The sequence below is a fragment of the Mesorhizobium sp. B2-3-2 genome (genome assembly GCF_006442295.1).
GTDB lineage: Bacteria > Pseudomonadota > Alphaproteobacteria > Rhizobiales > Rhizobiaceae > Mesorhizobium.
Genome location: NZ_VFWA01000005.1, coordinates 405,342 through 424,289, shown reverse-complemented (window position 1 = coordinate 424,289; position 18,948 = coordinate 405,342). Strand labels below are relative to the sequence as shown.

Annotated in this window: 19 protein-coding genes; 12 read left to right on the top strand and 7 right to left on the bottom strand. The window is 64.3% G+C overall.

The features are described from left to right. Positions 1-35: 35 nt before the first annotated feature. Positions 36-1,127, top strand: a complete 1,092-nt coding sequence (locus FJ964_RS16155; RefSeq protein ID WP_140551285.1) for an isocitrate/isopropylmalate family dehydrogenase — start codon at positions 36-38, stop codon at positions 1,125-1,127. After that, a complete protein-coding gene (locus tag FJ964_RS16150; protein WP_140551284.1) occupies positions 1,114-2,184 on the top strand; it encodes a tartrate dehydrogenase in 1,071 nt (356 codons plus the stop codon). The genes FJ964_RS16155 and FJ964_RS16150 overlap by 14 nt, the downstream gene beginning before the upstream one ends. A 42-nt stretch (positions 2,185-2,226) precedes the next feature. Here the strand turns inward: FJ964_RS16150 and FJ964_RS16145 are convergent, their stop codons facing one another. After that, the gene (locus FJ964_RS16145; protein WP_140551283.1) at positions 2,227-3,162 is read right to left on the bottom strand and encodes a LysR family transcriptional regulator; all 936 of its coding nucleotides are present in this window, start codon (positions 3,160-3,162) and stop codon (positions 2,227-2,229) included. A 78-nt stretch (positions 3,163-3,240) separates the two neighbouring features. Here FJ964_RS16145 and FJ964_RS16140 point away from each other — a divergent pair, with 78 nt between their 5' ends. Beyond that, a complete protein-coding gene (locus FJ964_RS16140) occupies positions 3,241-4,101 on the top strand; it encodes a class I SAM-dependent methyltransferase (protein WP_140551282.1) in 861 nt (286 codons plus the stop codon). A 23-nt stretch (positions 4,102-4,124) separates the two neighbouring features. After that, entirely contained in the window at positions 4,125-4,652 is a 528-nt protein-coding gene (locus FJ964_RS16135) for a hypothetical protein (protein WP_140551281.1), read from the top strand. Positions 4,653-4,712: 60 nt separating this feature from the next. On the opposite strand, the gene FJ964_RS16130 is transcribed toward FJ964_RS16135, so the two are convergent. The 3 genes from FJ964_RS16130 to FJ964_RS16120 form a co-directional block, all read right to left on the bottom strand. Continuing rightward, positions 4,713-5,459 (bottom strand): SDR family NAD(P)-dependent oxidoreductase, encoded by a 747-nt coding sequence (locus tag FJ964_RS16130; protein ID WP_140551280.1) that lies wholly within the window; start codon positions 5,457-5,459, stop codon positions 4,713-4,715. A gap of 59 nt (positions 5,460-5,518) precedes the next feature. After that, positions 5,519-7,030 carry an altronate dehydratase family protein gene (locus tag FJ964_RS16125; RefSeq protein WP_140551279.1) on the bottom strand — a complete coding sequence of 504 codons (1,512 nt, stop codon included), beginning with the start codon at positions 7,028-7,030 and terminating at the stop codon, positions 5,519-5,521. A 193-nt stretch (positions 7,031-7,223) separates the two neighbouring features. Then, positions 7,224-7,898 (bottom strand): GntR family transcriptional regulator, encoded by a 675-nt coding sequence (locus tag FJ964_RS16120; protein ID WP_140551278.1) that lies wholly within the window; start codon positions 7,896-7,898, stop codon positions 7,224-7,226. A 311-nt stretch (positions 7,899-8,209) separates the two neighbouring features. Here FJ964_RS16120 and FJ964_RS16115 point away from each other — a divergent pair, with 311 nt between their 5' ends. The 6 genes from FJ964_RS16115 (at position 8,210) to FJ964_RS16090 (ending at position 13,842) form a co-directional block, all read left to right on the top strand. Continuing rightward, positions 8,210-9,709: a sugar ABC transporter ATP-binding protein gene (locus FJ964_RS16115; RefSeq protein ID WP_140551277.1), complete on the top strand. Its 1,500-nt coding sequence runs from the start codon at positions 8,210-8,212 to the stop codon at positions 9,707-9,709. Then, entirely contained in the window at positions 9,706-10,704 is a 999-nt protein-coding gene (locus FJ964_RS16110; protein ID WP_181172492.1) for an ABC transporter permease, read from the top strand. The genes FJ964_RS16115 and FJ964_RS16110 overlap by 4 nt, the downstream gene beginning before the upstream one ends. Further along, the gene (locus tag FJ964_RS16105) at positions 10,704-11,699 is read left to right on the top strand and encodes an ABC transporter permease (RefSeq protein WP_140551323.1); all 996 of its coding nucleotides are present in this window, start codon (positions 10,704-10,706) and stop codon (positions 11,697-11,699) included. Before FJ964_RS16110 ends, FJ964_RS16105 begins: the two co-directional genes overlap by 1 nt. A 14-nt stretch (positions 11,700-11,713) precedes the next feature. Next, positions 11,714-12,652 (top strand): sugar ABC transporter substrate-binding protein, encoded by a 939-nt coding sequence (locus FJ964_RS16100; protein WP_140551276.1) that lies wholly within the window; start codon positions 11,714-11,716, stop codon positions 12,650-12,652. Between the two features lie 160 nt (positions 12,653-12,812). Further along, a complete protein-coding gene (locus tag FJ964_RS16095; RefSeq protein ID WP_140525095.1) occupies positions 12,813-13,028 on the top strand; it encodes a KTSC domain-containing protein in 216 nt (71 codons plus the stop codon). Between the two features lie 133 nt (positions 13,029-13,161). After that, positions 13,162-13,842, top strand: a complete 681-nt coding sequence (locus FJ964_RS16090; RefSeq protein WP_140551275.1) for an aspartyl/asparaginyl beta-hydroxylase domain-containing protein — start codon at positions 13,162-13,164, stop codon at positions 13,840-13,842. A 42-nt stretch (positions 13,843-13,884) separates the two neighbouring features. On the opposite strand, the gene hutH is transcribed toward FJ964_RS16090, so the two are convergent. Continuing rightward, positions 13,885-15,381: a histidine ammonia-lyase gene (gene hutH, locus FJ964_RS16085; protein ID WP_140551274.1), complete on the bottom strand. Its 1,497-nt coding sequence runs from the start codon at positions 15,379-15,381 to the stop codon at positions 13,885-13,887. Between the two features lie 259 nt (positions 15,382-15,640). Here hutH and FJ964_RS16080 point away from each other — a divergent pair, with 259 nt between their 5' ends. Beyond that, positions 15,641-16,321, top strand: a complete 681-nt coding sequence (locus FJ964_RS16080; protein WP_224713289.1) for a GntR family transcriptional regulator — start codon at positions 15,641-15,643, stop codon at positions 16,319-16,321. A 195-nt stretch (positions 16,322-16,516) separates the two neighbouring features. Then, positions 16,517-17,350 carry an SDR family oxidoreductase gene (locus tag FJ964_RS16075; RefSeq protein ID WP_224713295.1) on the top strand — a complete coding sequence of 278 codons (834 nt, stop codon included), beginning with the start codon at positions 16,517-16,519 and terminating at the stop codon, positions 17,348-17,350. A 6-nt stretch (positions 17,351-17,356) separates the two neighbouring features. Here the strand turns inward: FJ964_RS16075 and FJ964_RS16070 are convergent, their stop codons facing one another. Together FJ964_RS16070 and FJ964_RS16065 are read right to left on the bottom strand one after the other, a co-directional pair. Then, a complete protein-coding gene (locus FJ964_RS16070) occupies positions 17,357-18,232 on the bottom strand; it encodes an SMP-30/gluconolactonase/LRE family protein (protein ID WP_140551272.1) in 876 nt (291 codons plus the stop codon). Continuing rightward, entirely contained in the window at positions 18,229-18,888 is a 660-nt protein-coding gene (locus FJ964_RS16065) for a GntR family transcriptional regulator (RefSeq protein WP_140497561.1), read from the bottom strand. Before FJ964_RS16065 ends, FJ964_RS16070 begins: the two co-directional genes overlap by 4 nt. Between the last annotated feature and the right edge of the window lie 60 nt (positions 18,889-18,948).

The following is an 18,948-nucleotide window of genomic DNA, read 5'->3' as shown; positions in this document are numbered from 1 at the left end:
CAGAGCCGCGGCCGGCAATTCAGAAAGGTCGGCCGATGGCCCATCTCACGATCGGTATCCTCAACGGCGACGACATCGGACACGAAATCGTGCCTGCCGCCGTGCGCATCGCCAGGGCCGCCGCCGCGCGCAGCGGCCTCGACATCGACTGGCGCCCGATGCCGATCGGCCGCGCGGCGCTCGACACTCACGGATCGACCATGCCCGACGGCACGCTCGAGACGCTTTCGACATTGGACGGCTTCATACTCGGGCCGATCGGACATCGGGCCTATCCAAAGGTGACTGGCGCCATCAATCCGCATCCGATCCTGCGCAAGCATTTCGGCCTTTTTGCCAATGTCCGGCCGACGCGCTCCTTTCCCGGTCTCGGCGCGCTGTTCGACGACGTCGATCTCGTCATCGTGCGGGAAAACAACGAGGGCTTTCAGCCTGATCGCAATGTCGTTGCCGGTTCCGGAGAATTCCGGCCAACGCACGACACGACCATTTCGGTTCGCGTCATCACCCGCGCCGGCAGCTACCGTGTCGCCAAGGCGGCGCTCGAACTTGCCAGAACCAGGCGCAAGAAGTTGACGATCGTTCACAAGGACACCGTGTTCAAGCTCGGCTGCGGCATGTTCGTGGAGGAGTGCTATCGGGCCGCCGAGCAATTCCCCGATGTCGCTGTCGACGAGGTGATCGTGGATACCTTCGCCATGCGGCTGTTGCGGGATCCACAGACATTCGATGTCGTCGTCACCACCAACATGTTCGGCGACATCCTGAGCGACGAGGCCGCCGGCCTCGTCGGCGGCCTCGGCATGGCGCCCGGCCTGTGTATCGGCGAAGGCGATATAGCCATGGCGCAGGCGGCGCACGGGTCCGCGCCCGATATCGCCGGCAAGGGCGTCGTCAATCCCTATGCGATGATCGAATCCACCCGCATGCTGCTGCAATGGCTTGGCCACAACCGCGGCGTTCCCGAGGCGCTTCGGGCGGCTTCCATGATGGCGGGGGCCACTGTTGCGGCGCTCGCGCGGCCCGAGACGCGGACCGGCGACATACGCGGAACCACCAACACCGAGGGAATGACCAGCGCCATCGTCGCTGCCATCGAGAAGGAAACTGAAAATGTCCTCGCATAGGATCGCTGTCATCGGTGGTGACGGTATCGGGCCTGAGGTCGTCGAAGCCGGCGTGAAGGTGCTGGAAGCCCTGGCCGCTGTCGAGCCGGGTCTGGCCTTCGACTTCAAGCGCTTCGACTGGGGCTCCGACTATTACCGCCGCAACGGCCGCATGATGCCGCAGGACGGCCTCGAGCAATTGGAGGGTTTCGACGCGATCTATTTCGGCGCGGTCGGCGATCCGAACCTTCCCGACGACGTCACCCTCTGGGGTCTGCGCCTGGCCATCTGCCAGGGGTTCGACCAGTATGCCAATGTACGGCCGACGCGTCTCTTGCCCGGGCTGACCGGCCCGTTGCGGCCCGATCTCGGCAAGCAGATAGACTGGGTGATCGTGCGCGAAAACAGTGAAGGCGAATATGCCGGCGTCGGTGGTCGCGCCCATCGCGGACTGCCTATCGAGGTCGGCATGGATGTCGCCGTCTTTACCCGCGCCGGGATAGAACGCATCGCCCGTTTCGCCTGCGAGCTTGCGCTGTCGCGCCCCCGCAAGCTTCTGACCGTCGTCACCAAATCGAATGCGCAGCGCCATGGCATGGTGCTGTGGGACGAAGTCGTGCGCGGCGTGCTTCGCGACTACCCCGGTCTCAGCGTCGACTGGATGCTGGTGGACGCCATGACCCAGCGCATGGTCAACAAACCCGGCAGCATCGACACGGTTTTGGCGACCAACCTGCACGCCGACATCCTCTCCGACCTGGCCGCCGCCTTAGGCGGATCGCTTGGCATCGGCTCTACGTCGAACATCGATCCCTCGCGCAGCCGGCCGTCCATGTTCGAACCCATCCATGGTTCGGCCTTCGACATTACCGGCAAGGGGGTCGCCAATCCGCTCGGATCGTTCTGGACGGCGAGCCTGATGCTTGAGCATCTCGGCGAGCAGGCCGCCGCGCGGCGCCTCATGGTTGCGATCGAGATTGTCACGGACCGGGCGGAATATCTCAGCCCGGATCTCGGCGGTACCGCGAGCACCGCCGAAGTTACCGCCGCGGTGATTGCGGCCCTTCGCGCCAATTAGCGCGGCACGGACAGGCAAGCCCGTCATCGAGAGCGGTTGGCCTCAGGGAGTTTGCGCGCCTTCGGCGTCCGTTCCCCGATATTTCACATGCTCGATGAACGCGCGCAGCTTGGGCAGGACCTGGCGTTTGTCGGGATAGTACAGAAAAACTCCCGGCGTTGTGACGGCGAAGGGCGTGAGCAACGCTTGTAACCGGCCGTCGGCAATCGGGGCCTCGGTGAGAGGGCCGGGGACCTGTGCAAGTCCCACTCCTTGGATCGCGGCGCCAAGCAGTGTCGGGTAGTCATGCGCGACCAGCGGCCCGGAGACGATTGCCTCGACGGTCTTGTTGCCGTCGATGAAGGGCCAGGGCGCGATCGATCCGTTCGAGCGGCGCATGCGCAGGCAGGCATGGCCGCGCAGATCGTTGATGCGCTCCGGCCGCTTCTGCCGGCGCAGATAGCCAGGGCTGCCGACGACCACGAGCGGGAACGGCGGCGTCAGCCGAACCGCGACCATGTCGGCGGCGATGAACTGGCCGAGCCGGATGCCGGCGTCGAACCCGTCGGCCGCCAGGTCGACCAACTCACCGCTTGCGGCGATCTCCACCTCTACTTCGGGATAGGCCTGGCAAAAGGATGCCACCAACGGCTCCAGCAGGATCGGCACCACGGCGCGCGGCACAGAGAGGCGCAACAGCCCGGTCGGCCGCTGCCCAAGCTCACGTGCGACCTCGCTTGCGGCGACCAGTTCCTCGAAAGCGGGCTTTGCGCGCGAAAGGAACCGTTCCCCGGCTTCGGTCAGGCCGACGCTGCGCGTCGTGCGCATGAAGAGCGCCGCGCCGACGCGCGCCTCGAGCGCGCGCACCGCCTGGCTGATCGCCGATGGCGTGACGCCGAGCTCCGCGGCCGCTTTTCGGAAGCTGCGGTGCTGCGCGACGCCGAGGAACGCCTCCACACCGTCGAGCGCACCTTTCCGGACCGTGAAGTTCTGCTTCATGCCCCATCAACATTATCGCGAATAGTCGACCGCTGGAAGCGGGCGTAGATTGCACCTTGCAAATCAGGAGGCGCACCGATGTCGAGCCGCAGGATACTGGACAACGATCTTGGGAGACCCCTTGCCGACGCGCTTGATGGCGTGCGCGACCACTACCGCGCGACGGGCCTGACCGAGCGGCTCAAGGCGGCGCTCGCCGCCTTCGGGCCGGAGGATCAGCGGCTGATGCCCCGGCAACTGGCCGCTCTCGACCAGTTTCACACCCGGGGACTTGCCGCGACTGCCGAGCTTGCCGCCTTGACCGGGATCACGGCCGACATGTCGGTTCTGGATGTCGGCTCCGGCGTCGGCGGGCCGGCGCGTTTTCTTGCCGCGACCTATGGCTGCCGGGTTACGGGCGTTGACCTCAGCGAGCCGTTCGTGGCCGCAGCGCGCTATCTGACGGAACGCACTGGGCAGAGCGAACAGGTGTCGTTCCAGATTGGCAGCGCATTGCAACTGCCACTTGACGACGGCCGTTTCGATGTCGTGCTGCTGCAGCATGTGGCCATGAACATCGCCGACCGGGCGCGGCTCTATCGCGAGATCCGTCGGGTGCTGAAACCGGGCGGCAGGTTCGCGACCTTCGACGTCGTGTCGAACGGCGGCGAGCCGCATTATCCCGTCCCCTGGGCGCGGCTGCCCGCAACCAGCTTTCTCCTGACGGCCACGGCGACCCGCAGCGCAATTGAAACGGCCGGTTTTCGCCCGCTGGCCTGGCAGGACGACACCGAAGCCGCCAAGGCCTGGATCGCCCAACTGCGCGCGTCGGGGCCGCCGCCGTCGCCGAACCTTGGCGTGGTCATGGGGCCGGACATGTCGGAGCTGGCGGCCAACCTCGGACGGAATCTCATGGAAGGCCGGCTCGGCATCCTGACGGCCGTGTTCGAGGCCGCGTGAATCAGCATCTCTTGGGAGGCCATATGTCGCCTGCAACCATTTTCCTGCTACACCTCGCTCTAGGCTACGTCCCTTGGCTGCTCTGCGTCGGCGTGTATATCTTGCCCCGGCTCAGATCCTTGAACGGCGTCGAGGCGCAACGCGCTATCGCCACGCTGCACAGCTTCCGCTTCTTCGGGCTTGTCTTCATCATTCCAGGCGTCGTCGGGCCCAATTTGCCGGCTGATTTCGCCACCTTCGCCGCCTATGGCGACTTCGCAACCGGCGTGTTGGCCATGCTGGCGCTTCTGACGATAAGGATACGTCCGCTGTTCTGGTTGTTCGTCGTCGCCTTCAATCTCGTTGGAACGATCGATATCGGCGTCGACTACTATCACGGGAGCCAGGCCGGTCTTCCTGCGGTGGCGGGGGAGTTAGGCGCCACATACGCGATCCCCGTAATCTATGTCCCACTGCTGATGATCACGCACGCCGTCGCGCTCTGCCTGATGCTGCGCCCCCAGCTCCAGGCAACTCGAGTCTTCGCCGGCGACGCGGCCGCATCTCCGTGACGCAGCAAGTGCCGGTGTACCGGCGCGCCGCACGGCGAAGAGGGTTTCGCCCGTATTCGATTAATAGGTCGTGCGCCCGCCCGACAGGTCGAAGGTCGAGGCGGTGGTGAAGCTGTTTTCCTTTGAGACGAGCCAGGCGACCATGGCGGCGGCCTCGTCGACCTCCAGCAGACGGCCGCGTGGGATGCGCGAGCGCATGTATTCGATGTGCTCGGGCGTGAGCTGTTCGAGGATTCGGGTCTGCGCGGTGGCCGGCGAGATGCAGTTGACCGCAATGTCATACTGAGCGAGCTCCTTGCCGAGCGACTTGGTCATGCCGATGACCGCCGCCTTCGAAGCGGAATAGGCGGCGGCGTTGGGATTGCCCTCCTTGCCGGCGACGGAAGCGATGTTGACGATCCGCCCGTAATTGCGCGACTTCATCCCGGGCACCACGGCGCGGTTGACATAGAAAGTGCCGTTGACGTTGATGTCGATGATCTTCTTCCACGTCTCTATGTCGTAGCTGTCGAGCGGGGCGGCGGGACCGGCAACGCCGGCGGAATTGACCAGGATGGAGATTTTGCCGGCGCTCTCCTCGGTTTTTGCCCGCGCGGCGTCCACCGTCTCCCAATCCGCAATGTCGACGACCAGGGTCGTGGCGGCTTTGCCAAGGTCGCGCTTGGCCGTTTCGAGGCGCGCCTCGTCGACGTCCCACAAGGTGACGGTCGCGCCGGAGGCGACGAAGCGTTTGGCCATCGCGAAGCCGAGGCCTTGCGCGCCTCCGGTGACCACGGCGTGTTGGCCGTCGAGATCGATCTTGTTCATGCCGAGCGTTCTTTCTGGTTGAGAGAATTGAGGTTGCCTGTTGCGAGCGGGCGATGTCGCTACATGGTAGCGCCGAGGTTCCAGGGCACGAACTCATTATCGCCGTAGCCCAGCGATTCCGATTTGGTACGCCCGCCCGAAGCCACGCGCAGGAGCTCTGCGAAGATCTCTTGGCCTTTGTCGTCCAGCGTGACGCCGTCGAGGATGTCCCCGCAATTGATGTCCATGTCTTCGCGCATCTGCTCGAAAATGAAGGAATTGGAGGCAAGCTTGATCGAGGGCGTCGGCTTGCAGCCGAAGGCCGAGCCCCGCCCCGTGGTAAAGCACAATATGTTCGCGCCGCCGGCGACCTGGCCGGTGGCCGAAACCGGATCGTAGCCCGGCGTGTCCATGAAGACGAGGCCGCGTTCGTTGATCGGTTCGGCATATTCCAGCACCGCGCGCAGATTGGTCGTCCCGCCCTTGGCGGACGCGCCGAGCGACTTCTCCAGGATCGTCGTCAACCCGCCGAGCTTGTTGCCGGGAGACGGGTTGTTGTTCATTTCCATGTCGTGCTTGGCGGTGTAGTCCTCCCACCAGCGGATGCGCTCGACCAGCTTCTCACCGACCGCGCGGCTCTCCGCACGCATGGTCAGCAAATGCTCGGCGCCGTAGATCTCCGGCGTCTCGGACAGCACCGCCGTTCCGCCTTGCGCGACAAGCAGGTCCACCGCGGCCCCAAGCGCCGGATTGGCGCTGATGCCGGAATAACCGTCCGACCCGCCGCATTGCAGCGCGAGCACCAGTTCGGAGGCTGGTTGTGGCGTCCTTTGCGCGGCGTTGACGGTGGGCAGCATATCGAGGATCGCCTTCACCCCGGCCTCGACCGTCTTGCGTGTGCCGCCGGTCTCCTGGATGGTCATCGTGCGGAAGGTCGTGCTCTCCTCGATATTGTAGGACTGCATCCAGCGCGGAATCTGGAACGCTTCGCAGCCAAGCCCGACCATAAGCACGCCGCCGACATTGGGATTCGTGGCAAAACCCCACTGCGTGCGCTTCAGGAGGTCGTAAGCAGGGCCCTTGGTGTCGATGCCGCAGCCGGTGCCATGGACGAGTGAGATCACGCCGTCGACATTGGGATAGTCGCGCAGGACACCGCGGCGGTTGATCTCTTCCACGATGAAGCGGGCGACGCTGGCCGAACAATTCACCGAGGTCAGGACAGCGATGAAGTTGCGCGTCCCGATTTTACCGCTCGGCCTGCGGTAACCCATGAAGGTCGCGCGCTCGGCTTCAGGGACGACGGGCGTTTGCCTGGCGTTGGTGCCGAACAGATAGTCGCGTTCGAAGTTGCGCAAATACACATTGTGCTCGTGAACCCAATCGCCGGCGGCGATCGGCCCGCGGGCAAATCCGATGGTCTGTCCGTATTTCACGACCGGCTCATCCGGCCCGATGTCGCACAACGCCATCTTGTGTCCGCGCGGTATGCGCGCCTTGGCGGGCACGTCGCCTGCCTTGTCGCCGATCTTCAACGGATCGACCGCCAGAAGGATGTTGTCGGCATGCGAAAGCTGGATGAACCGCGCCATTACGAACTCTGAAAAAGCCCCCGCCGGCACAATGCCGCCGAATGGATCGGAATACTAATATAATAGATTGTCTACGGTCAAGCTGCGAACACGGCTCACGGAGCCTCGGCAAACCGGCCGGATGGCAGGTCACAGGCCGACGCTGAATGGACCTGGAACCTGCGCCGCCCGTCTCAGCGCTCAGTCGAGGTCGTCAGTCGAGGAGCTCGGCGGCGACCTCGAGCGTGTTGCGAAATGACGTCTCGAGGTGATGCTCCATCGCCTGTGCGGCGCCCTCGGCGTCGTGACGCTTCAGCGCGTCCAGAATGGCCTCGTGCTGCTCGATCGTCTGCTCGCCATAGCCGGGCTTCGGAATGGCGAGATAGCGGCCGCGGTCCATCTGCGCCTTGGAGATATCGACGGCGCGCCAGATCATCGGCAAGCCGCATATTTCGGCGATGGTGCGGTGAAAGACATCGTCGAGCTGAATCGCTGTGGCATACCTGCCGCGCGCTATGGCGAGCTTATGCGCGGCCATATTGTCTTCCAGCAATTCACTGGCAGCCGGCGTCAGCTTGGCGGCGGCGCGCCTGGCGCTCTCCATCTCCAATGCGCGCCGGATGACATAGGCTTCCTCGAGGTCGGCCCGGCTGATGGGAGCAACGTAGGTGCCGGTCTGCGCCAGGATCTTGACGAGCCCTTCGTCGCTGATGCGCTTGACCGCTTCGCGCACCGGCGTGCGCGAGACGCCCAGCGCTTCGGCGATGGCGACCTCGTTGATGACCTCACCCGGTTTCAGCCGTCCGACGACTATCATGTTGCGGATCTTGTTGTAGATCTGGTCGCGCAGCGGGAGGGCTCGATTGAGGGTCGAAGGATCTAGATCCATGGAAAATCCCATCGTTCGTCCACCTGAAATGGCAAAATTATTCGAATGTCAACGGAATGCACCTGCATGCGACGCGGGGCTCGTTGCGATCCGACGCCAGTGACGGAGCGGTCAGATCCAGCTTGCCAGAACTATTATATTAGTGCAATAGTGCCGCGCGTTGCGTGATTTCAGTCTATGATGAAGTGCCTGGTGCGGATGCGCTGAAGGGGGCCTTCGGGCCGGCTCGATGTGGGCCGAACCGTGCCTGGAAGTCCATTATACTAACATAACGCTACTGGCCGCATGCTACCAGGGAGGACCAAGCCTAGATGAGTGCCGCCGTTTGTGCCCTGGACATGAGAGGCATCTCCAAGACTTTTCCCGGCGTGAAGGCCCTGTCGAACGTCAATTTCGCCGTCCGGTTCGGCACCGTCCATGCGGTCGTAGGCGAGAATGGCGCCGGCAAGTCGACGCTGATGAAGGTGCTCAACGGATCCTATGCTCCGACCGCCGGCACAATCCTCGTCGGCGGCGCCGAAGTGCGCATGCGGCGTCCCGCCGACGCCCAGGCGCTCGGCATCCGCATGGTGCATCAGGAGATCAATCTTGTTCCCGACCTGACCGTCGCGGAGAACGTTTATCTCGGCCGCATGCCCGGCAGATGCAGCTGGCTGCGCAAGGGCGAAATGGTCAGGAAGGCCGCCGCCGTCCTCGACGAGCTGGGCGCGGCCATCAACCCGCGCGAGCGGCTCGGCGACCTGTCGATCAGCCAGCAGCAACTGGTCGAGATCGCCAAGGCCTATGCGGCGCAGCCCAGGATCATCGTGCTGGACGAGCCGACGTCGAGCCTGAGCGAGCACGAAACCGCGTCGCTGTTCCGGATCCTTCGCAAGATGCGCGATGACGGCATCGCCATCGTCTACATCAGCCATAGGCTGAAGGAGGTTCTTGAGATCGCCGACGAGGTGACCGTGCTGCGCGACGGCTCAATGATCGAGACCCGCCCGATAGACGGCATAACCGCGGCCGAAATGATCAGGCTGATGGTTGGCCGCGAGGTCAGCAACGTGTTCCCGAAAAGCCCAGCCGCGATCGGCAAGTCCGTGCTGCGTGTCGAACGCATCGGCGACGGGTCGCATTTCCGCGAGGTCAGCTTCGACGTGCGCGCTGGCGAGATACTGGGCTTGACCGGACTGGTCGGGGCGGGCCGCACCGAGGTAGCGCGCGCCATCTTCGGCCTGTCGCGGCTGGTGGAGGGAACGGTCAGCGTCAACGGGCGCAAGGTCGCCATCAACTCTCCTTCCGAAGCGGTGCGAGCCGGGATCGCCTACGTCCCCGAGGACCGCAAGGGCGACGGCATCGTTCCGGGCATGTCGGTCCGCGAGAACATCAGCCTGCCGATATTGCGGCGTCTGACCAGCTTCGGCCGCATCAGGCGCATCGCCGACCGCTCGCTGGCGGCGACCTATGTGAAGCAGTTTTCCATTTCGCCGCCCGACGGGGAGCGGCGCATCAACCTGTTGTCGGGGGGCAACCAGCAGAAGGCGGTTATCGCCAAATGGCTCGCGGCCAAGCCCTCCGTACTTATTCTCGACGAGCCGACGCGCGGCGTCGACGTCGGCGCCAAGGCCGAAATCCACAGCATCATCGGCCGGCTCGTGGCCGACGGCATGGCGGTGGTGATGATCTCGTCGGAACTGCCCGAAATCCTCGGCGTCTGCGATCGCGTCGTGGTGATGCGCGACGGCCGTGCATCGGAGCCGCTCGCCCGCGCCGAACTGAGCGAGGAGCGCATCATGGCGCTGGCGACGGGGGAGGAGGCGGCATGACTGATGCGGCCATGGAGACCAGCGCGGCGACCCGCAATGACCGCTTCACGCGTGGCAGCAGGCTTGCCGATGTCCTGTCCAAGGCGGGGCTTGGCTTTGCCATCCTTGCAGTGATGCTCTACGGCTCGTTCGTCAGCCCCGCCTTCTTCACCACAGGCAATCTGCTCAACGTCCTGACCTCGATGTCCATTGTCGGCATCGTCGTCGTCGGCATGACTTTCGTGCTCGTGGCCGGCGGCTTGGCCGACCTGTCGGTGCCGGCCGCCATCGCCTGCGGGGCCATCCTTTCGCTCGGGCTGCAGCCAATGATCGGGCCGGTTCCTGCCTTCGTCCTGGCGGTGGCGCTTGCGGGCCTTATCGGCCTGCTCAACGGCGTGCTGGTCGGCTATGTCGGTATCAATCCCATCATCGCCACGCTCGGCATCGGCACCATCGGGCTGGGCATCGTGCAGGCGGCCGTCGGCGGCGTCATCGTCTATGGCAACAATCCCGCTTCGGCCGAATTCGCCAAGGGCCGGCTCTTTGGCGTCCCGGTCGTGGTGTTGATTTTCCTGCTGATCGCTCTCATAGGCCATTTCGTCCTCTCGCGCTCTTTCTGGGGCAGGTGGACGCTCGCCACGGGCGGCAATTACCGCGCCGCCGAGGCGAGCGCGGTGCCGGTGGAGGCGGTGAAGGCCGGTGCGTTCGTGATCACGGCGTTGGCTTCGGGCGTCAGCGGCGGCCTGCTGGGCCTGACCTTGCAAAGCGCGCGGCCGCTGATCGGCGCCGGCTACGAGTTCAGCGCCATCACCGCGGTCGTGGTCGGCGGCGTGTCGATCATCGGCGGTTTCGGCTCGGTGCCGAGGGCGATCGCGGGCCTGATCTTCGTGCAGCTTCTGACCAACGTCATGGTGCTCGACGGCGTGCGCACGCCGATCCAGGGTTTTGTCCTCGGCATCCTCATCGTCGGCGCCGTCGGCATGGATGTGGCATTGCGCAAGCGGGGGGTGGCGTGATGCGCTTCCTGGCGCTTGCCTCGCGGCACAGGGTGGTGATCATCCTCGGCCTGACGCTGATTATTTCCGCCCTGGTGGTTCCGGGTTATTTCTCCGCATCGACCCTCGGACTCGGCCTCGACCGGGCGGCGACGATCGGCCTGATCGCCATTGGACTTACGGTGCTTCTGGTCGCCGGCCAGATCGACCTCTCCGGCGGCGCGGTGTTCGCGCTGGCGGGAATCATGTCGGTAATCCTGCAGCGCGAGATCGGCATCCTGCCCGCCGCACTTGTCGGTATCCTGGTCGGCATGCTGGCAGGCGCCATCAACGGCGCGCTGGTCGTCAGGCTGAAGGTGAACTCGCTGGTGCTGACCCTGGCGACGATGCTGATCTTCCGCTCGCTCGCGCATTGGATCACCGACAGCCAGCCGGTGACCGGCACCGACATCATGCTTTCGCTGGCGCTCGCCAAGATCCATCTCGAAATCTTCACTATCCGCAGTGCGCTGTTCATCGTTCTGATCGTGCTGCTGCATGTCTGGTTGACGCGTACCATACCGGGCCGAAATGTCTTTGCGGTGGGGTCCAATCCGGCGGCAGCCAAGGAGAGCGGCATCGCCTCCGATCGCATCGTTTTTCTGGGCTTCGTCTTCGCCGGCACGCTCGCCGGTCTCGCAGGCGTTCTCCAGAGCCTCGTCACGAACACCGGTTCGCCCGTCTTCGGCTCGGAACTGACGGTCGCCGTCATTGCCGCGGTCGTGGTCGGCGGAACCCGCCTCGAAGGCGGCAAGGGATCCGCGCTCGGCACGCTTGGCGGCGTGCTGACGATCGGCTCGCTGACCATCGCGATGGAGTTCCAATCCGTTCCCGCATACGTCCAGCAGGTCGTGTCGGGGCTTATCCTGATCCTGCTCGTCGTGCTCGATCGGGCCGTGACTACAAAGGGGAGGGCGTCGGGCACAGGCCCCGCGCTCATTCGCGACAATCCAATCACTCAAGGAGGAAATACATGATCGGGAGGAAACCTATGGTTGGCAAGAAAAGCATGCTCCACATCACCGCCATGGCGGTAATATTGGCCTCGACGGGCTGGGCCGGTGCAAAGACGGTCTGCTACGTCACGGCAGCGGATTCGCATGCCTATGCGACGCCGGCCAACAAGGCGCTCCAGGCGCGCGCCAGCGAACTCGGCATCGAGATCCTGAGCCTCAGCCAGGATTTCGATGTCCAGAAGGGCACCGAGCAGCTCAACACCTGCGTTGCGCGCAAAGTTGACGGCATCATCCTGTGGCCGCTCGACCCGCAGGCCTACATACCGGGCCTCGCCCGCGCGCAGCAGGCGAACATTCCCGCGATCCTCATCAACTCGCCGATGAGCGACGATGCCAAGCCGTTCATCAAGTCGTTCACCGGGCCCGACGTCTACGAGGAAGGCAAGCTTGCGGCCGACTCGCTCGGCAAGGCGCTGGGTGGCAAGGGTTCCGTCGTCATCATCGCCGGCCAGGCCGGCAACGGCACGACGATCGGCCGCGTCGGCGGCTTCACCGACCGTCTCAAGGAAACCAATGCCGACATCAAGGTGCTCGACACGGTCAATGCCGATTTCGACCAGCAGAAGGCGCTGGTGGTCAGCCGCGACCTGATCACCCGTTTCGGCGACCAGATCAGCGGCGTCTACGCCAACGACGACACCATGGCGCGCGGCTTCATCGACGCCTGGAAGGAGGCCAATCCGTCCAAGGCGGCACCGCCGATCGTCGGCATCAACGGCCAGAAGGATGCGTTCGAATCTATCCGCACCAACGAAATGTACTCCACCATCGTGCAGTCGCCGGTCGAGGACGGCCGCCTGGCCATCAACACCATGGCGGAGATCATGGACGGCAAGGAGGTCAAGAACCGTTTGCCGATCCCGCTAACGGTCGTCACCAAGGACAATGTCAACGCGGTCGAGCCGGCGTTCTGATCCCCTGGGGCCGGCTCGACAGAACCGGGCCGGCTCCTTCATCTTCTGGAACGGACGATCCGGCTGCGCTGCTCGTTACAGGAAGGCCTGCCAGCCAAGGCTGCCCGGCACAGTTGGAACTTCCGTTTGCGCCCCGGATTATCCATCCGGGAGAACGCCAATGCCTTCTACGGCCATCCGCAGCACACAGTACCATCCCGCCACCAGGGTGCTTTCGGTCTGGTTCGTGCCGAGCGGAAATCGCTATGACTACGAAGACGTGGAGCCAGAGACCTACGCTGCCTTCAAAGCCGCCTCTTCCAAGGGGCGCTTCTTCAATGAATTCATACGGGATCGCTACAGGTTTCGTCTGGTCGAACGCGCCCCTGAACGCTGACGCACGCCAGCAACAAAGCGCGGGGTCGCGGGACTGTTCGTCGGTCACGAATTCGTGCTGACAGGCATACGCCGAACAAGATCAGCAACTTAATTGCCGGATATTCGTTTCATGATGTCCTCGAGGCCATGAAATGTCTCAAGTTTACGATCTTGCATCCGGTCTGGTGCGGCGGATCTACGAAAAGCGCATCGACGCGCCGGCGATCCTCGATACCGCCAGCGAATTTCCAAACGCCACCAAGTTCACGGCCGCCTGGCAGGCCATTCGCGACGAAGCGCTTGCCGTGGGCAAGGCGCCCCGCTTCCACGACATCATGCCTGAACAGGCCGACATCTCGGCCAATGACGGTCGCGACTGGCGTATGTTCGTGCTGAAGGCCTACGATATCGCGGTTCCGCAAAACCTCGCGCGGATGCCTGTCCTCGACCGGCTGCTTGCGGAATGCCCTGAAGTGAAGTCGGCGGCGATCTCTTTCCTGGCTCCGGGCAAGCACATCCCCAGCCATCGCGGCCCTTTCAGGGGTATAGTGAGGTTCCATCTCGGCCTTGTGATCCCTCGGCAGGCAGATGGCCGTCCGGCAACGGTCATGATGATCAATCATCAGGAGAGGCGGATCGCCGACGGCGAATGCCTGTTGTGGGACGACACGTTCCCTCACGAAGTGACGAACAACGCCGACAAGCCTCGTGTGGCCCTGCTTTTGGATATCTGGCGTCCACGAATGCCGCCCGACATGGAAATCCTGTCACGGCTGATCGTCCACGGCGTGCAGGCAGGCATGCGCCGCAGGGGCGTGTCCTTTTCTGCGTGAAGGGAGCCGCGGGCCACGGGGCTCGCCGAGCGCCTTGGCGCGTCAGTTGCGTGGGCCCGCCACCATCAGTGCGATCCGTGTCATGTCCGTGCTCATTTCGCGGTCATCGTCAAGCGGGCTGACAAGGGAGCGCACGGCGGCGAAGGTGCGCTGCGGTCCCTCGCCCATGCTGTCGACGACACCGCGCAATTCCACCCCCGTAGCCGCAAAGATCAGTTCCATCGCAACGAGATAACGCAGGCGCTCGACGATCTCGGCGGTCTTGGCCACCACGCGCGGGGCCATCGACGACTGATCCTCGATGCCGTCCGAAACGGCAAGCGGGCTGAGCGACATCGGGTTGGCGAGGTGCCGGATCTCGACTTCCAGCGCGGCAAGCGGTTTCTGCAGCTCCGCATAGCCCTGGCGGCTCCCACCCCTGGCCGACAGGAAGCGCGGCAGCTCCGCCGTTATCGGCGACATCAGCTTCATGCAACGGTTGGCGGTGCCGACCGCGCAATGCGCAAGCGCCTGGCCGAGCTGTTCCCAGGCCAGCGTCATCGCCGTCAGGTCGAAGTTGCCGTTCGAGATAACCCGCTCGATCTCCGGCAGGATAACCGGGTTGTCGCCTGAGTGGGCCAGTTCGATCTCCGTCGCCAGCTTCGCCTGTTCGAACGCATGCAGCAGGCCGCCCCACACCTGCGGCACGCAGCGGTAGCTGAGCGGGTCCTGGAGACGCCGCGCGGCGTTGTCCTCCCACAAGCCGCTTCCCGCCAGTTCCGCCCGCAGACGCGTGCCGATCTCGCGCTGGCCGAATGCCGGGCGGGCTGACAGCGCCTCCTCGCTGATTGCGCTGACGGATGAGCGGAATGCCTCATAATTGAGGGCCACGGCCGCCAGAGACCAGTCGATGAGATGGTCGACGTCTTCCAGGCACAGACATGCCGTTCCGGTCGAAAGGCTGTTCGCGACGATGATGGCGTGGCCGTCCTTTTCGCGCAGGTTGAGTGGTTCGAGCCCGGCGAGGGCCAGCGCCTCGGCGGACGGCATGATCTTGCCCTGGAACTCCGCTTCGCCGTCGCCGCGCAGTGCCCTCGCCATATGCCCGAGAGCGGCAAGGTCCGCCGCCCCGATCGATCCCCAACTGGGGATCACCGGATGAACCCCGGCGTTGAGCGCCGCCACGAGGCCCATGACCACACGTTCGGAGGTGCCGGTGCCGCCGGCCGCCATGCCTGAAATCCTTGCGGCCATAAGCGCCCGCACGGCCTCCGTCGGAAGGGCGGGGCCGATGCCCATACTGTGGCTGAGCGGTACGCTGTGCTGGAACGCGATCAGATCGGCCTGCGCAAGCGGAGTATCCACGCACGCACCGAGACCGGTGGTGACGCCATACATGGGCTTGCCAAGTTCCGTGAGATGCTCGATGAGCGCACGGCTCTCGCGGATGCGGCGCATCGCCTGACCGCCCAACTCAAGGCGGGCGTTGCGCCGTGCGACCTTGGCCACATCAGCCGCACTGAGCGGCTTGCCGTCAAGCACTACCATTCTGAGTGTCATATCCTGCCCCCATGATCGCTGCCGCCAATGCCGCGCCGGCCTGACCGCATGCGGCCGGCGGTTGCCAGTTTTGCTGTTTCCGCGGGCCAAACTGCAAGCCATTCCCGTTCCGAAGGATTTCGCCGCGGGATCCCGCGTCGATGCCGCCGCATCGCGGCCGGCTTGCCACTCTTCTCTTACACATCTCGTACACATGGATACCTATATCCGAGAATGAAGCTTTCCCCTAAGCTGACGATGCGTGGAATGGGAGCATGGATTGCGCGGATTTGGCGAAGGCTTGATCGAGAGGCCGCAAACGGTTGCCGAGCAGGTCGCCAATGTCTTGCGCGAGGCCATTGCCAGCGGGACCCTGAAGGCCGGCACGACGTTGCGCCAGGATGATCTGGCCGAGCAGTTTGGCTTCAGCCGGATGCCAATCCGGGACGCCCTTCGTCAGCTCGAGGCCGAAGGCATCGTATCCATCCACCCGACAAAGGGTGCGCACGTCGCCAGAATGGACGGCGACGAGATCCGCGAAATCTATGCCGTGCGCGAACTGCTCGAGTGCGAGGCGCTGCGGCTCTCCATCCTCGGCCTGCCCGGCGGCAAGCTGGACGAGGCCGAACAGGTGCTCGATCAGATCGATGCCGAGCGCAATGTCGGCAGGTGGGGCGTGCTGAACCGGGCCTTTCATCTGGCGCTTTATGACGCCTGCGGCAATCGCCGGTTGCTCGGCCTGATCGAGGCGCACCATAATGCCGCCGACCGCTACGTCCGTATCCTGTTGTCGAACCTCGACTACCGCGCCCGCTCGCAGACGGAGCATCGCGACCTCTTGGCCGCTTGCCGGCGACGCGACGCCGGCAAGGCCGTCAGCGTTTTGACGCAGCATCTGCGCCAAGGCAGCGAGACATTGGTCAACGCCATAGAAGGCGACGGTCTGTCGCGAAAACCTTAGAACTTGTCCAACCCAATAGATGCGTGACGGTCTGTACGCCTTGCGCCTGGCAGCTGCCGTCAACCACGCTGCTTTTCAGTTGTGCTCAGATTTGATCAAATAGACGAATTGGTTCTAGATTTTTTCCCAGAAATGGGTTTTGAAGGGCATTCCGACGAGAAGAATGATCAAATTGGAAAGGCTGGGCCATTGACGGTGCAAAAGGAAGAGATCGACATCCAGAATGCGCTGGCTCTTGCTGAGCGCTTCACGATGGCCGGCCGGCGCGCCTTGGTGACCGGCGGCAGCGTCAGCATCGGTCGTGAGATCGTGCGGGTTTTTGCCGAGGCGGGCGCCGATGTGGCCGTCCATTTCGCTCGCGACGCCGACGTGGCATTCGGGCAGCCGGATGCGGCCGCCGAAGCTGTCCGTGAAATTCTCGGGAAGGGCAGGCGCGGCGTCGCCATCGATGCTGATTTCGCTCGGGCCGGGGAGGCGGCCCGCTGTGTCCAGGCGGCGATCGAGGCGTTGGGTGGTGTGGACGTGCTTGTCGTCTGCGCCTCGATCCAGTACCGCACACCGTTCCTCGACCTTCCCGCCGAGCAGATCGAGCGCCAGATCCAGATCAACTTCAAGGCGACGATCGAACTGCTGCAGGCCGCCTTGCCCGGCATGAAGGACAATGGCTGGGGCCGTGTGCTGACGATCGGCAGCATCAACCAGACGCGGCCCGAATCCGATCTCGCCGTCTATGCCGCGCTGAAGAGCGCGCAGCACAATCTGTCGTTCAACCTTGCCAAGGATTATGCGCCGCACGGGGTGACGATCAACAATTTGTCGCCGGGACTTGTCATTACCGAGCGCAATCGCTGGCGCCGCGAGGACGCGGCCAAATGGGCCGAGATCCAGAAGGGGTCCGCCCCGATGCAGCGCGCCGGCGAGGCGCGCGAGATGGCGGGAGCGGCGTTGCTGCTTTGCTCCGACGCCGGCAGCTTCATCACCGGAGCGGACCTGCAGGCGACGGGTGGCCGCCATCTCGGCTGGCAATAACAGAGGCTAACCGGCGAAAGCCGGCTCCGGCAGTCCGGCCACGCCGACATCGAGCACAAGCAGGCAACCCGCCAGGGGCTCCTTGGCCAGTTGAGCCTCCGTCAGCTTTTGCGTCGAGGTGGTCACGTACAGTGTCTTCATGTCCGGGCCGCCGAAGGCGCAGGAGGTCGGCTGGGTGACTGGCAGAGGGACCAGCCTGTCGAGCCGGCCGTCGGGCGCGAACCGCGCCAGCGAGCCGCCTTGGTAGCGCGCATTCCAGAGGAAGCCGTCCGCATCGACGGTGGCGCCGTCGGGCTTTCCAGGCGCCGCGTGCCGGTCGGCGAACAGGGACCACGGCCCCACAAATCCGGTCGCCGGGTCGAAATCCGCCCGCTCTATGTCGCCTTGCCGTGTATCCGTGAAGTAGACGGTGCGGCCATCCGGGGCAAAGGCGATCGCATTGGGCACGGCGATCCCGTCGCGGATCCGGCTCGAACTTCCGGCGGCGTTGATCCGGTAAAGCGCCCCGGACGCATGCAGCCCATAGTCCCACATGCTGCCGCAGACTATGCCGCCGCCGGGATCGCACTTCATGTCGTTCAGCCGATGCTCGGGCGGCCCGTCCTCCACGCGCGCCAACAGGCTCAGTGCGCCGCTGGCGGGATCGAATGCGTGAAGACCTTGCCGCAAGGCCACGACGACACCGCCCGATGCTCGTGGAACCACCGAGCCGATGACCTCAGGCATCGGCCACGACGTCACCGCTCCTGTCTCGGGTCGCAGCCTGTGCAGGCAAGGACGCCGCAGGTCGACCCAGAACAACTCTCCGCCCCGCGCCAGCCATGTCGGCGATTCGCCGAGCGTATCGCCCGTCGACGCCGCGACCTCGAACCGGGCCGTCATTGCCGGCCGATATCGGGTTTGGGATCGACGGCGATGCGCGCCAGGAGGTCGTGTTTGGCCTTTTCGATATGCGCGCCCATCAAGGTCGCCGCCGAGCCGGCATCCTGGCGCTCTATGGCCCGGATGATATGGCGATGATCGTCGATGACGCCATGGAAGCGCCCCTCGTCATAGCCGTAGCGTTGCCAGATCGCCGCCACCAGCAGCCAGTTGCGGTCCACCATCGACAGCGCGCCCGGATTGCCCGCCGCCTCGTTGATGACGCCATGAAAGATGTTGTTGGCATGCGGGACGGCAAGGAAGTCGTCGCTGGCCACCCTTTGCTCCAGCATGTCCTGCGCGGCTTTCAGATCGCGCAGATGCTCGGCGGTGCGCCGTTCGCTGGCGCGGCGCGCCAGCATCGTTTCGACGGCGCTGCGGATATCGAACAGGTCGATCACAAACGACATGTGGACCGTCCTGACGCTGGCGCCGCGATTGGGTTCCAGCACGACCAGTCCGGTGCCGCTCAAGGCGCGCAAGGCCTCGCGCACCGGCATGTGGCTCACGCCATAACGGCCGGCGAGATCGTCGATCCTCAGCCTTGCCCCGAATGGAATGGCTCCGGAAACGATGTCGTCACGAAGAAGCTTCTGAACGTCGGGAATACGCGCCATGCATCCAAGCCTACCCTGATTTGAGCAAATATTGCTCGCACGGCGATCGAAAGAAGTCAA

Excerpts from the sequence above, each read along its gene's own strand:
- FJ964_RS16100 (WP_140551276.1), top strand. The coding sequence starts at position 11,714 with ATGGTTGGCAAGAAAAGCATGCTCCACATCACCGCCATGGCGGTAATA.
- FJ964_RS16145 (WP_140551283.1), bottom strand. The coding sequence starts at position 3,162 with ATGAAGCAGAACTTCACGGTCCGGAAAGGTGCGCTCGACGGTGTGGAG.
- FJ964_RS16105 (WP_140551323.1), top strand. The coding sequence starts at position 10,704 with ATGCGCTTCCTGGCGCTTGCCTCGCGGCACAGGGTGGTGATCATCCTC.
- FJ964_RS16115 (WP_140551277.1), top strand. The coding sequence starts at position 8,210 with ATGAGTGCCGCCGTTTGTGCCCTGGACATGAGAGGCATCTCCAAGACT.
- FJ964_RS16110 (WP_181172492.1), top strand. The coding sequence starts at position 9,706 with ATGACTGATGCGGCCATGGAGACCAGCGCGGCGACCCGCAATGACCGC.
- FJ964_RS16065 (WP_140497561.1), bottom strand. The coding sequence starts at position 18,888 with ATGGCGCGTATTCCCGACGTTCAGAAGCTTCTTCGTGACGACATCGTT.
- FJ964_RS16155 (WP_140551285.1), top strand. The coding sequence starts at position 36 with ATGGCCCATCTCACGATCGGTATCCTCAACGGCGACGACATCGGACAC.
- FJ964_RS16095 (WP_140525095.1), top strand. The coding sequence starts at position 12,813 with ATGCCTTCTACGGCCATCCGCAGCACACAGTACCATCCCGCCACCAGG.
- FJ964_RS16120 (WP_140551278.1), bottom strand. The coding sequence starts at position 7,898 with ATGGATCTAGATCCTTCGACCCTCAATCGAGCCCTCCCGCTGCGCGAC.
- hutH (WP_140551274.1), bottom strand. The coding sequence starts at position 15,381 with ATGACACTCAGAATGGTAGTGCTTGACGGCAAGCCGCTCAGTGCGGCT.
- FJ964_RS16150 (WP_140551284.1), top strand. The coding sequence starts at position 1,114 with ATGTCCTCGCATAGGATCGCTGTCATCGGTGGTGACGGTATCGGGCCT.
- FJ964_RS16090 (WP_140551275.1), top strand. The coding sequence starts at position 13,162 with ATGTCTCAAGTTTACGATCTTGCATCCGGTCTGGTGCGGCGGATCTAC.
- FJ964_RS16130 (WP_140551280.1), bottom strand. The coding sequence starts at position 5,459 with ATGAACAAGATCGATCTCGACGGCCAACACGCCGTGGTCACCGGAGGC.
- FJ964_RS16140 (WP_140551282.1), top strand. The coding sequence starts at position 3,241 with ATGTCGAGCCGCAGGATACTGGACAACGATCTTGGGAGACCCCTTGCC.
- FJ964_RS16070 (WP_140551272.1), bottom strand. The coding sequence starts at position 18,232 with ATGACGGCCCGGTTCGAGGTCGCGGCGTCGACGGGCGATACGCTCGGC.
- FJ964_RS16125 (WP_140551279.1), bottom strand. The coding sequence starts at position 7,030 with ATGGCGCGGTTCATCCAGCTTTCGCATGCCGACAACATCCTTCTGGCG.
- FJ964_RS16135 (WP_140551281.1), top strand. The coding sequence starts at position 4,125 with ATGTCGCCTGCAACCATTTTCCTGCTACACCTCGCTCTAGGCTACGTC.